The following is a 12,613-nucleotide window of genomic DNA, read 5'->3' as shown; positions in this document are numbered from 1 at the left end:
GTGAGGTGTTCTCGGGCGCTTTCCACCCCTCCACGCCGAGGCGGCCACCAAAGGGGTGTAATTAGGCGGAACGGCGGGCGCGCTGGGCGATCAGGGCCACCAGGCCCAGGGCCGAGACGATCCCGGCGTAACCGAGGGCGACCGTGTGCAGGCCCAGGTGGTTGGCGGTCTGCCCGGCGATCACGGCGGGGATGCTGAACGCCGCGTAGGAGATGGTCAGCGCCACCGCCAGCAACTCGCCCCGCTCGTGCGGCTCGGCGATCCGCGCGAGCGTGCTGAACGAGGCCAGCGCCGCCGCCCCGAAGCCGATCCCGGAGACGATCGAGCCGGCCGTGGCCAGCGCCAGGCTCTCGGTGATCAGGCCGGTCACGCCGAGCGCGCCACCCGCGAGCAGGCCGGCCCCGGCGACGGTCAGCACCCGCGGTGTCGCGACCTTGCGCATCAGGAACGAGGTGACCGCGCCGGCGCCGCAGACCAGCGCCACCACCAGGCCGCCGACCAGGTGGTCGGTGATGCCGAAGGTGGCCGCCGCGACGGACGGGCCGAGCGACAGGTAGAGCCCGCCCAGCGCCCAGCTCGCCACGATGATCGGGACCAGCGCGAACAGGTCGCCGCGCAGCCGGGCCGGCACGCCGAGCCGCCACTTCAGCGAGGCGGCCGCGCCCGGCCGGCGCTGCGCGGTCTCCGGCATCCAGGCCACCGCCAGGCCGGCGACCACCATGCCGGCCAGCAGCAACGCGTAGACCAGGTGGGTCGGGAACGGCGCCCACTCCACCAGCGCCCCGCAGCCGAACGCGCCGAGACCCAGCCCGGCGACCGGAGCGATACCGCTGACCAGGCCGGCCCGGCCGGGTGCGTGCGACGGGTTGAGGTCGATCAGGGCGGCGCCCAGCGTGCTCAGCGCGGCGCCGGTCGCGACGCCCTGCACGATCCGGGCGATCAGCAGCACCGTCACGTTGCCGGCGCTCAGGAACAGGGTGAGGGCCACGGCCTCCAGCAGGATCGCGCCGGTCAGCACCGGGCGGCGGCCGACGTAGTCGGAGAGGGCGCCGAGGGTGAGCAGCGTGGCGATCAGGGCGACCACGTAGACCGCGAAGATCACCGTCAGCATCGCCGGCGAGAAGCCCCACAGGTGCTGGTAGACGACGTAGAGCGGGCTCGGCACGGCGGAGGCCGCGGCGAACGTCACCAGGATCGCGGCGATCGCGGTGAACGCGGAGTTCCGGCTCAGGCGGGCCGGCGCGGTGGTCCGCGCGGCGTCGGCCAGGACGGTCATGAGGATTCCCCCAGTGATTGAACAGACAGGTCTGTCTAGTTGCTTGTCCTGACACTAGACAGACCTGTCTGTTAACGTCAACTCATGTCCGTCACGTCACCCCGCAGGTCGGCCCGGGAACGCTTGCTGGCCGCCGCGGACGAGCTCTTCTACGCCGAGGGCGTGCACACCGTCGGCATCGACCGGGTGATCGAGCACGCCGGGGTCGCCAAGGCCTCGCTCTACTCGTGCTTCGGCAACAAGGACGGCCTGGTCCGGGCGTACCTGCAGGGCCGCCACGAGCAGCGCCGCAACCGCATCCTCGGCCGGATCGAGCAGCACGACGACCCGAGCGACCGTCTCCTCGCCGTCTTCGACTCCCTCGCCGAATCGGCCGCCAAGCCCAGCTATCGCGGCTGCGCGTTCTACAACGCGAGCGCCGAGTCCGACCCGGACAGCGTCGCCGCCCAGGAGTCGGCGGCCAGCCGCGCCTGGACCCGTGCTCTGCTGACCGACCTCGCTCGCGAAGCCGGCGCCGCCGACCCCGCGACCCTCGCCGCCCAGCTGGTCATCCTCTACGACGGCGCCATGGTCGGCGCCCGTCAGGACCACGACCCGGCCGCCGTCCTCAACGCCCGCGCGGTAGCCGCCACCCTTCTCGCCGCAAACCAGACCCCTTCCCGCGTACGCCCATGAGCCCCGCCCCATGAGCGCCAGCCGAAGAGCGTGAGTCGCGGCCGGTCCCGCTGTGTTCACGGCCCTTGCGTGCGCCGGTGATCGCGACGCTGCTGTCAGTTGCGGCAGCGGCGCGTGTCCCGACGAGCGCGAGTCGCGGCTGGTCCCGGTGTGTCGGCGGCCCTTGCGCGCACCGCCGTACCGGCGAATGGGCTCGGGAATGCGAAACGGCGCGACCTGCCGAGGTCGCGCCGTTCACGCTTCAGTCCCGGGTCGCGGATTCGTCCAGCGGCTCGGGGATCCGGCTGGCAGGGAGGAACGGCTGCGACTCGGCGAGCTCGGCGCTCAGTTCCGCCTCGTGCGCCACCAGCTCCGCAGCGCTGTCGTCAGCCGAGATCGGAGACACCGGGTGACCGCCGTCCGCAGTGACGTCGGCCGGGCCCGTCTCGGTGGCGAGGCCAGGGGTGGGGTTGGAGCGGATCAGGGAGGCGAGCGCGCCGAGCACCGCCATCCCGATCGCCATCCAGAAGACGATCACCAGGCCGTCGTGGAACGGGTCGGCGATCAGCCGCGGGAAGAACTCCAGGCCGGTCAGGTTGTGCGCGTTCTCGGCGGGCAGCGCCCCGAGCACCTGCGGCCCGAGCAGTTCCTGGATCGGGTTGTAGCCGAGGAACGCGGCGAACAGGGTCCCGACCGGCGGCAGCTCGGCGGCTTTCGCGGCGACGTCGGCCGGCACGCCCTGCGCGGTGAGGCCCGCGTTGAGGCTGGCCGGCAGGGAGTCGGCGAGCCCGGCCACCATCAGCGAGAAGAAGACGCCGATGGAGAGCACCTGTCCGGCGTTCATGAAGGTGGCCCGCATGCCGGACGCGGCACCACGCATGTCGGCCGGGACGGTGGACATCAGCAGGGACGTGTTCGGGGCGGAGAACAGGCCGCCGCCCAGCCCGTTGACGAAGATCAGGATCGCGAAGACCGGGTAGCTGAAGTCGCCGGGCACGAGCAGCAGGCCGGCGAAGGAGACCGCCATGACGAGCAGGCCGCCGGCCGCGAACGGGCGCGCGCCGAACCGGTCGGAGAGGAATCCGGAGAGCGGCCCGGCCGCCAGGAAGCCGATGGTCAGCGGGACGAGGTAGATGCCGGCCCAGAGCGGCGTCCGCTCGTAGTCGTAGCCGTGCAGTGGCAGCCAGATCCCCTGCAACCAGATGATCAGCATGAACTGCAGACCGCCGCGGGCCACGCTGGCCAGCAGGTTCGCCACGTTGCCGCCGGTGAACGCGGCGTTGCGGAAGAGGGTGAGCGGGAACATCGGCTCGGCCACCCGGGTCTCGATGATCCCGAAGACCACCAGGACGGCCGCGCCGCCGATCAGCCCGGTCAGCACCCACGGGCTGGTCCAGCCCTGGGTGTGCCCGCCGTAGGGCTGGATGCCGTACGTGATGCCGGCCAGCACCGCGGTGAGCCCGACCGCGAACGTCAGGTTGCCCCACCAGTCGATCTTCGCGTGGCGGCGGACCCCGGTGTCGTGCAGCGACCGGTACGCCCAGATCGCGCCGGCGATGCCGAGCGGGATGTTGACCCAGAACACCGAGCGCCAGTCCCACTCGGCGAGCACCCCGCCCGCGATCAGGCCGATGAACGAGCCCGCGAGCGCGGAGACGATGTTGACACCGAGCGCCATGCCGCGCTGCTTGGGCGGGAACGCGTCGGTGATGATCGCGGCCGAGTTCGCCATCAGCATCGCGCCGCCGATCGCCTGCGCCACCCGCCAGCCGATCAGCCAGATCGCGCCGGCGCCGCCGGTGAACGGGTCCACGGACAGGATGATCGACACGATGGCGAAGATCGCGAAGCCGGCGTTGTAGATCTTGACGCGGCCGTACATGTCGCCGAGCCGGCCGAGCGTGACCACCAGGACCGCGGTGACCAGCATGTAGCCCATCAGCATCCAGAGCAGGTAGCTGACGTTGCCCGGGGCCAGTGGGTTGATCTCGATGCCCTTGAAGATGGCGGGCAGCGAGATCAGCACGATCGACGAGTTGATCGTCGCGAGCAGGTTGCCGAGCGTGGTGTTGGAGAGCGCGACCCACTTGTAGCGCGGATGATCTACGGCAAGCATGCGTTCAGTCCTTCGTGAGCAGGTCGTTCAGCCGGTCCAGCGCCGGCAGGGCGGCCACGATCGCCCCGGCAATTTATATCAGCACATTATGAAAGCGTGGTATGGAGTGTGACCGACTTCCACTCCGACGCGCGACTCCCGAATTCCCACGAGCCGCCGGGAAGCCTGGGACCATGCCAACCATGGACGAGTTCTGGCTCCACCCACGGCTGGGGACGGCAACTCGGGGTGGCCGGGCGCCGCGGCACTACCTGATCGCGCTCCAGCACGCCGTGCACACTCTCGACGCGGATCCGCGCTGGCAGCAGTGGTGGTTCCGGACCGGGTTCCGGGGGTGCCAACTCGGCATCGTCACCGAGGGGGTCGATCATCTGCGCCCCAGCGCCGACATCAGGCACCTCGGCGACCAGCTGCGCGCGAACTTCACCTGCGCGCTCCCGTCCGACTGCTCCGACAACGAGCTGATGCGCCGCGCGGTGGCCGAGGTGCGCACCATGTTCGAGGTCATCCGGGAGGCGATGGCGTTGCCCGCCCTGCCGCCCGACCCGGAGCCGGCTCCGCCGCCGAGCTGCGCCGACGATGTGACGGTGACCGAGCGGGCGCTCACCTCGGTGCCGCGCGAGCTGGAGCAGCAGGGCTACCTGACCCTCACCCAGGTGCAGAACTTCTTCGGTTGAGCCTGCCGTGCTGCCGCCGCCCGTTCCGGCCTTCATCGCCCGGTACGACTTCAACCCCCCGTCCGCCACCCGGGACGACTCCGGATTCGGCCACACCCTGCGGGTCGTCTCCGGTCATGGCGGCCGGATCCGCCCGGTGGCGCACGGCACCGGCGCCGCGATCGCCTTCCCGCCCCGCTGCGAGCGGATCATCTGCCCGCACGTGGCACTGCAGAGTCCTCGCAGCGCGGATCTCAACCCGGGCAAGCGCGATCTGGCGTACGGCGCCGACGTGCTGCTCGCCCCGGACCAGACCAGCAAGGGCCAGAACGTCGTGCAGAAGGGCTACTCCAAGACGAGCAGCCAGTACAAACTGCAGATCGACGGGGCCGCCGGCCAGCCCAGTTGCGTGCTGGTCGACGAGCGCCGGCCGGGCATCCGGATGGTCCGCAGCTCGGTGACCGCCGCCGACGGCCGCTGGCACGTCGTCCGCTGCGAGCGGTCCGGCTCCCGCTTCGACATCTACGTGGACGGGGTGCTGCGCGGGCGGACCCGGATCCCCGCGGACCTGTCGGTGGCGAACAACCGGCCGCTGAGCATCGGCGGCAAGGGTGCCTACTTCGACAACGACCAGTTCAACGGCGCTCTGGACAACGTCTGGGTCCACATCGGCTGACCCTCGCCGGGGCTCCGGGCAGCCGACCCGTGAGGGCTCAACTGGCCAAGGCGGTGAGCAGCTTGCCGTCCGGGGTGTCACCGGACAACTCCCAGGCGAAGACACCGCCCAGCGAGGCGCTCCGCGCGTACAGGACCTTCCCCCGGATCGTCTGCGGAGTGTCGTAGGACCACCACTGCGTCCCGCACTGCGCGTACGCCGTCCCGCCGATCGTCCCGGTCGGTGGGCAGCGCCCGGCGAGCACCTTGTAGTCCTCCAGCCCCTTCTCGTACTTCCCGGGCGCCGGACCGGTTGCCGTGGCTCCCGGCGCCGCGCCGCGCACGCCGGTCCACCCGCGCCCGTAGAACCCGACCCCGAACAGCAGCTTCACCGACGGCACGCCCTGTTTCAGCAGCTGACTGACGGTCGCCTCGGTGGTCGCCCCCGGCCGCGGGATCCCCGGGTACGCGGTCAGCGGTGAATGCGGCGCCGTCTTCGCGTCGGTGTTCCCGGCCCCGAAGTAGTCGTAGGTCATCGCCCCGAGCCAGTTCACCTGAGCAGCCGCCGCGGACAGGTCCACCGCCCCGAGCTTCTTCACGTCGCCCGGCACCACAGCGGTGACCAGCGCATCCTTCCCGAACGCGGTCCGCAGCGCCGCGACCACCTTGGCCAGCGACTCCCGGCCGCTGCGGTCGCACTGCAGGCCGCAGGCGTTCGGGTACTCCCAGTCCACGTCGATCCCGTCGAACAGCCCCGCCCAGCGCGGATCCTTCAGCAGGTCGTGACAGGACCTGGCGAACGCCGCCGGGTCCTTGGCGGCGGCGGTGAACCCGGCCGAGCCGTTCCAGCCACCGAACGACCAGAGGATCTTCAGCTTCGGGTGCGAGCCCTTGAGCTTCCAGAGCTGCCCGAAGTTCCCGCGCAGGGGCGTGGCCGTGGTGTCGGCGACCCCGTCGATGCTCTCCGCGGCGGCCACCGGCTTCTGGTACGCCGCCCACGCGTCCCCGACCCCGCAGCGACCCCCGTCGACCTTGCCGAAGGCGTACATCAGATGGGTCAGTCTGTCCGCGGAGCCGCTGGCGGCCAGGTTCTTCACCCGGTAGGCGCGGCCGTAGGAGCCCCACTCGGTGAAGTAGCCGGCCAGCACCCGCTCGTGGGCGGGGGCCGGCTCCGGCTGGGAGGGCCGCGAGGTCGACTGACAGGCGGACAGGATCAGGACGAGCAGGGCGAAAGCCGCCGTACGGACACGCACCGGCACGAAACTAGCCGGTGAAACCGCTGATCGCTCCCCATTCCCCCGTTCGGGTGCGGCTGCATGTCGCGCGACCGGCTGTGCCATTGTCGAGCCGTGGCCCTAAGCCCTGAGATGCGTGCGCTCTTCGCCTGGCGGCGTGTCCTGGGCAGGTTGCGGGCCGTGCTGCGCAGCGCGATCACCACGTTCGTGGTGGTCACCGTGACGTTGTGGCTGATGCCCGGCGTCGCCAGCACAGACATCCTGGACACGCTGAACCTGGTCGTGCTGGTCGCGGTCACCGGTGCGGTGCTGCGCCCGCTGCTGCTGCTCGGCATCACCGCGCTCGGCGGCTGGGGCGCCATGCTCTTCGGCGTGATCACGCAGGTCGCGGTCATGGTCATTGCCCTGCGGCTGGACCCGGCGAACCGGATCCGGGGCCTGCCCACGCTCGTCGTTGCCGCGGTCCTCGCCGTGATCTTCGCCGCACTGCTGGACTGGGCGGCCGACGCGGGCAGCGACGACACGTTCGTGCGCGAGGCGCGGCGGCTGATGCGCGGCGTCCGGCGGCGGGCCGCGCGACGCGACGGCGGGCCGTTCCTCACGCTGCGCCGCTCGCGCCCCGGCACCGAGCCCGGGCTGCTGGTGATCCAGCTCGACGGGGTCGCCGAGCCGGTTCTGCGCTGGGCGATCCGGGCCGGCAACCTGCCGGTCCTCGGGCAATGGCTGCGCTCCGGCAGCCACAGCCTGCGGCAGTGGCACACCGGTCTGCCGTCGACCACGCCCGCGTCGCAGGCCGGCATCCTGCACGGCGCGTCCCGGCAGATCCCGGCCTTCCGCTGGTTCGAGAAGGAGACCGGCAAGGTGATGGTCTCCAACCGGCCGCGCGACGCCGCGGTGATCGAGCGCCGGCTCAGCGACGGTCACGGGCTGCTCCGTGACGGCGGCGTGAGCATCGGCAACGCGTTCGGCGGCGACGCCGTGACCAACCTGCTGACGGTCAGCCACGCGGCCCTGCCCGGCCGGTCGGCGCGCGGCTGGGCGGCGTTCATGGCCTCGCCGTACGGGTTCACCCGCGCCCTGGTCCTCGGCGGCGCCGAGGTGATCACCGAGCTGCACCAGGCCCGTCTCCAGCGCCGGCGCAACGTGCAGCCACGGGTCAGCCGCTCCGGGGCGTACCTGGCGCTGCGCCCGGCCGCCATGCTGCTGCGCGACGTCAACGTCTCGCTGATCGCCGAGCAGATGGCCCGCGGCGTCCCGGTCGTCTACTGCGACCTGGTCGACTACGACGAGGTCGCGCACCACGCCGGCCCGGCCCGCCCCGAGTCGATGCGCCAGTTGGAGAGCCTGGACCGGATGCTCGGCGTGCTGGAACGCCTCTCACCCGAGGCGGCCCGCCGGTACCACCTGGTGGTGCTCTCCGACCACGGGCAGAGCCAGGGAGCCACGTTTCGCCAGCGCTACGGCGAGACCCTGGACCAGGTGGTCGAGCGCCTCACCGCCGATGCCGCCGCGTGCCCTCAGGAGCCGGCCGAGGAACAGGGCAGACACGAGGCCGATCCGCTTCCGGAGGGGGCTCCGCTGCTGGTGCTATCGTCCGGCAACCTGTCGCTGGTCTACCTGACCCGCTTCCCGCACCGGGTGCTGCGCGAGGAGATCGAGGAGACGTACCCCCGCCTGATCGCCGGCCTGGCCGCCCATCCCGGTGTCGGCCTGGTCGTCGCCGGCTCCGCCGAAGGGCCGATCGTTTTCGGTCCCGGCGGCTCCCATCGTCTTCGCGACGGCGTCATCTCAGGGCAGGACCCCCTTCTGCCGTACGGCGTCCAGGCCCGCGAGGACCTGCTGCGGCACCAGGAGTCGGCCCACCTCGGCGACCTCGTCGTGATCAGCGCTGTCGACCCGCAGACCCACGAGGTCGCCGCGTTCGAGGAGCTGGTCGGCTCGCACGGCGGGCTCGGCGGCTGGCAGACCGACGCGATGCTCGTGCATCCGGCCGCGTGGCCGGTCACCGGCGAGCTGCACGGCCCCGACGCGGTGCATCGCCAGCTGATCGCGTGGCTGACCATGCTGGGCCTGCGCTCGGAACAGGCGCCGCCAGCGGTCACCGCCGGTGAGCCCGTCTACGCCTCGTCACTGGAAGCGGCGGGCGACGCGCTGGCTGATCGTCCAGTAGCGGGCGGGTAACACCCGGGCCAGCAGGTCAGCGGCCCGCGCCTCCTTGGTGATCACCAGACGCGGGCGGCGCGACTGCACGGCCGCCACGATCTGCCGGGCCGCCTCCTCGGGCGGCAGCGTCAACGCGGTCTCGTGGAACTTCCGGTTCTCCGCGGCCTGCACGCCGTCCGCGTCCGGCCCGCTGAGCCGGGCGTTCAGCGCGATCCCGGTGCGCACCCCGCCCGGATGCACCACCGTCACCCCGACCCCGCGCGGCTCCAGCTCGTGCCGCAGCGCCTCGGTGAACCCGCGCACGGCGTACTTGCTGGTCGAGTACGCCACCTGGCCGGGCGGGGCGATCAGCCCGAAGAGGCTGGAGACGTTCACCAGGTGCGAGCCGGGCCGGGCGAGCAACTGCGGCAGGAACGCCTTCGTCATCCGGATCACCGCGTGCAGGTTGATCTCCAACAGCCAGTCGACGTCCTCCAACCGGTTCTGCTCGAACGTCCCGGAGAGCGTCACGCCCGCGTTGTTGACCAGAAGATCCGCGCCGCCCAGCCGGGACGAGACCTCGGCCGCGAGATCACCGCGGTCCTTGCCGTCGGCGAGATCGATCACGTACGTCGAGACGTCCGCCCCGCCCAGCTCACGAGCCAGCCCCGCGACCCGTTCCAGCCCCTCGGCGTCCCGGTCGACGAGTACCAGCGCCGCCCGCCGCCGGGCCAGCTCCAGCGTCAGGGCCGCGCCGATCCCGCCGGCCGCCCCGGTGAGCACGCAGGTCCGCCCCGCGAACGTGAACCGTCGCATGCGCCAAGTATCTGATAGGCGCGGCATACCGGTCGCACAGCACCCGCTTCCGGACGGTCAGGCCGGGCAGCCTTCCGCCGCGGCGAGCAGCGGCTCCTGACGTGCCCCGCATCGGCTGAACGATGCGGGCCGGGCATCACTCGGGGGTAGAGCAGAGATGGTCCCTGCTGTGGGCGGCAGGGACCATCTCTGTGCTTCCAGCGAGGTCGCTCCCGTGCCCACGCGGTCGCGCCGTCACGTCGTACCGGAAAGGAATTGATCGAAGCCGGACCCGGAGAGCGGACCTGGAGTCAGACGGGGTTTTCCTCGGTGGGCGCGGCGGCCCCGGCGCGTGCCCGGCGCCGGCGGATGTGCCGGACGTGCAGCGTCACGTAGATGCCGACCGCCACGACGACGGCCCCGATCGCCAGCCACTTGTACCGGTGGGCGTGCTCGATGATCGTCACGAGGTTCGAGCCGAGCAGGTACGACACGGTCGTCCACCAGCCGACCCAGAGCGCCGCCCCGATCGCGTTGTAGATCGTGAACGTCTTCCACGGCATCTTGGTGATGCCCGCGATCACGCCGTTGAGCTGCCGCAACCCGTCGATGAAGCGGGCCACCACGATGATCCGGTTACCGCGGCGGGCGAAGAACCGCTCGGCCTTCTCCAGGCGTTCCGGGGTGATGAAGATGTACTTCCCCCACCGGTGCACCGCCTTCCGGCCGCCGCGCAGACCGATCCAGTACCCGATGTTGTCGCCGACCACCGCGGTGATGAAGCTGACCAGCGCGACCACGTAGATGTTCATCCGGCCGGTGCTGGAGTAGATCGAGGCGGCCACCATGATCGTCTGTCCGGGGGCCGGCACGCCGAAACTCTCCACGATCATCACCGCGGCCAGGGCCAGATATCCCCAGCGGTCCAGGATCGGGGCGACGCTGTGGAGGAACCCGGGGAGCTCGGCTGAAGGTGGCATCGGCTACACGGTAGCCGCCGTAGGTGACGACGGCCTCATGGACCTGTGCGGCAGACCCGGTCAGACCTTTGCCGCGAACACGGAAAGGTCCCGGCCCATCACGGACCGGGACCCTTCGCGGAGAATGGATCAGAGAGTCTCGGCGGCGAGCTGGTTGCGCAGCTTCGCCAGCGCCTTCGTCAGGAGGCGGGAGACGTGCATCTGGGAGATGCCGATCTGGTCGGCGATCTGCGACTGGGTCAGGTTGCCGTAGAAGCGCAGCGTCAGGATCCGCTGCTCCCGCTCATCAAGCGTGGCCAGCGCCGGCCCGAGGGCGACGCGCGTCTCGGCCAGCTCGAACTCGTAGTCCTCACCGCCGAGCGTGTCACCGAGCTCGGTCGAGCCGTCCGCGCTGATCGGCGTCGACAGCGACGTCGCGTTGTAGGCGCGGGCGCCCTCCAGGCCCTCCAGCACCTCTTCCTCGGTGATGCCGAGGTGAACGGCGATGTCCGGGACTGTCGGCGAGCGGCCCAGGCTGTGGGTCAGCGTGCTGTTGGCCTCGGTGATCGCGAGCCGCAGCTCCTGCAGGCGGCGCGGGACACGCACCGACCAGGTGCGGTCGCGGAAGTGCCGCTTGATCTCGCCGATGATGGTCGGGATCGCGTAGCCGGCGAAGTCGACACCACGTTCGGGGTCGAACTTGTCGACCGCCTTGATCAGGCCCACAGTGGCCGTCTGGATCAGGTCGTCGGTCGGCTCGCCGCGGCCCGAGTAACGGTTGGCGAGGTGGCGGGCGAGCGGCAGCCAGGCCTCGATCGCCCGGTCACGCAGCGCCGCCCGGGACGGGTGCTCGGCAGGCATCGCAGCCATCGCGTTCAGCAGTTCTGCCGCGCTGTCCACAGGGCTTTCGGCACTCTTCTCCGTTGCCGGGGCAACGGTCGTCGAAGTCTCCATGACGGTCATGCGTGGTCCTCCCTGGCACCTTTCCGGAGAGCCGGTCCACTGTGTAACTGGACCCGGTCGGTCGGGCGTCTCTACCCACGGGCGGCACGGTCCAAACCTGAACCGCCGCCCGAACATGCTTGTCCGTTCGGTCGCCATCACACTAACTGCTTGTCTGACAAAAGACTAGCCGAAAGTATGAGTGACACTCGCCCGAGTGGCATGGTCTGCGTCGATGCGTCCGGATCGACCGGGCCTTCGCGCTTCCTTGACAGCTCGGCAAGATAGACGCATGACCCCGGTGCTGATGCGGCAGTGGACGATCGATGACGTCCATGACCTGCGGATCCTGCGCGCCGGTCTGCGGGAGGAGATCGTGGACGCCGATCTCTTCGACCCGATCGCTGTCGTCGCCACCGAGTTCGCCACCAACGTCCTGCGGCACGGAACGCCGCCGGCGACCGTCCGGTTGCTCGCCGAGCCGGGCCGGCTGATCGTCGACGTGTCCGACCAAGATCTGGTCGGCGAGCCGCAGTTCGGCCTCCGCCCCCGGCCGATGGGAGAGGGCGGGCTGGGCCTCTTCCTCGTGGACACGTTCGCGGCCGACTGCGGCTGGTACCGGACCGAGCGCGCGAAGCACACCTGGGCGAGTTTCCCGGCGCCGCAGTAAGAGCAGTAAGAGACGAGAGCCGGGCAGGTCCATGCGGCGCGGCCTCCGCTGTCCGCCGCCGGCCGGTTGCCTCTCCTTCTTCCCCACGCTTGGGTACGCCGTGAGCGCGTCATTGTTTGACTTTCCGAATACGCGTGATCACAGCGTGAACAATTTCCCCACCGATCCCAGGGGTCACGCAACGCGGAGCAGCATGTTCGCCCGGGCTCGCCAGAACCGCCGCAGCAGACCCAGTAACAACACCGGTGTCAGATCCGAGGGGCCGATTTGGCGCTGCGAGGGCGGCCGGGTAATGTTCTCCGAGCCGGCAGGGAAACGGGCGAGCGGAGAGATCCGAAGCGGTCGTCCTGCCAAACCCCCAAGGATCAAGTGCGACGCTTCGTCGTGTAAGGTTCCGGGGGCTCGAGCGAGAAGCGGTTTCACTCAGATCTTCGGATTTGGTGAAACGGAATCGCGAGGGTAAAGTTGAACGAGTGCCCCGGAGGCCGGGCCGCGAAAGCGGAACAGTTGAAGG

General features: G+C 70.6%; 11 protein-coding genes. 5 read left to right on the top strand and 6 right to left on the bottom strand.

Annotated elements, in window-relative coordinates; all coding sequences use genetic code 11:
* Positions 1-61: 61 nt before the first annotated feature.
* Positions 62-1,276, bottom strand: coding sequence for an MFS transporter (locus tag Acy02nite_RS31100; RefSeq protein WP_203748027.1), 1,215 nt, complete (start codon positions 1,274-1,276; stop codon positions 62-64).
* An 84-nt stretch (positions 1,277-1,360) separates the two neighbouring features.
* Between Acy02nite_RS31100 and Acy02nite_RS31095 the strand changes: the two genes are divergently transcribed.
* The gene (locus Acy02nite_RS31095) at positions 1,361-1,951 is read left to right on the top strand and encodes a TetR/AcrR family transcriptional regulator (protein ID WP_203748025.1); all 591 of its coding nucleotides are present in this window, start codon (positions 1,361-1,363) and stop codon (positions 1,949-1,951) included.
* A gap of 241 nt (positions 1,952-2,192) precedes the next feature.
* Here Acy02nite_RS31095 and Acy02nite_RS31090 read toward each other — a convergent pair whose 3' ends face one another.
* The gene (locus Acy02nite_RS31090; protein ID WP_203748022.1) at positions 2,193-4,046 is read right to left on the bottom strand and encodes an MFS transporter; all 1,854 of its coding nucleotides are present in this window, start codon (positions 4,044-4,046) and stop codon (positions 2,193-2,195) included.
* Positions 4,047-4,228: 182 nt separating this feature from the next.
* Between Acy02nite_RS31090 and Acy02nite_RS31085 the strand changes: the two genes are divergently transcribed.
* Entirely contained in the window at positions 4,229-4,723 is a 495-nt protein-coding gene (locus Acy02nite_RS31085) for a hypothetical protein (protein ID WP_203748019.1), read from the top strand.
* Positions 4,724-4,730: 7 nt separating this feature from the next.
* Positions 4,731-5,378: a LamG-like jellyroll fold domain-containing protein gene (locus tag Acy02nite_RS31080; RefSeq protein WP_203748015.1), complete on the top strand. Its 648-nt coding sequence runs from the start codon at positions 4,731-4,733 to the stop codon at positions 5,376-5,378.
* A 37-nt stretch (positions 5,379-5,415) separates the two neighbouring features.
* Here the strand turns inward: Acy02nite_RS31080 and Acy02nite_RS31075 are convergent, their stop codons facing one another.
* Complete coding sequence (locus Acy02nite_RS31075) at positions 5,416-6,609, bottom strand: glycoside hydrolase family 18 protein (RefSeq protein ID WP_239175379.1); 1,194 nt, start codon at positions 6,607-6,609, stop codon at positions 5,416-5,418.
* A 96-nt stretch (positions 6,610-6,705) separates the two neighbouring features.
* Between Acy02nite_RS31075 and Acy02nite_RS31070 the strand changes: the two genes are divergently transcribed.
* Entirely contained in the window at positions 6,706-8,772 is a 2,067-nt protein-coding gene (locus Acy02nite_RS31070) for an alkaline phosphatase family protein (RefSeq protein ID WP_239175378.1), read from the top strand.
* On the opposite strand, the gene Acy02nite_RS31065 is transcribed toward Acy02nite_RS31070, so the two are convergent.
* The 3 genes from Acy02nite_RS31065 to Acy02nite_RS31055 form a co-directional block, all read right to left on the bottom strand.
* Positions 8,719-9,549, bottom strand: a complete 831-nt coding sequence (locus tag Acy02nite_RS31065; protein WP_203747980.1) for an SDR family NAD(P)-dependent oxidoreductase — start codon at positions 9,547-9,549, stop codon at positions 8,719-8,721. The genes Acy02nite_RS31070 and Acy02nite_RS31065 overlap by 54 nt on opposite strands.
* A gap of 290 nt (positions 9,550-9,839) precedes the next feature.
* Complete coding sequence (locus Acy02nite_RS31060; protein ID WP_203747962.1) at positions 9,840-10,508, bottom strand: DedA family protein; 669 nt, start codon at positions 10,506-10,508, stop codon at positions 9,840-9,842.
* 129 nt (positions 10,509-10,637) lie between these two features.
* Positions 10,638-11,450, bottom strand: coding sequence for an RNA polymerase sigma factor SigF (locus tag Acy02nite_RS31055; RefSeq protein WP_203747958.1), 813 nt, complete (start codon positions 11,448-11,450; stop codon positions 10,638-10,640).
* Between the two features lie 271 nt (positions 11,451-11,721).
* Here Acy02nite_RS31055 and Acy02nite_RS31050 point away from each other — a divergent pair, with 271 nt between their 5' ends.
* Positions 11,722-12,099, top strand: a complete 378-nt coding sequence (locus Acy02nite_RS31050) for an ATP-binding protein (protein ID WP_203747955.1) — start codon at positions 11,722-11,724, stop codon at positions 12,097-12,099.
* Positions 12,100-12,613: the final 514 nt, after the last annotated feature.

Source organism: Actinoplanes cyaneus (assembly GCF_016862095.1).
GTDB classification, from domain to species: domain Bacteria; phylum Actinomycetota; class Actinomycetes; order Mycobacteriales; family Micromonosporaceae; genus Actinoplanes; species Actinoplanes cyaneus.
Note: the sequence above shows the minus strand (reverse complement) of the source record. Positions and strands in the feature narration are given on the sequence as shown.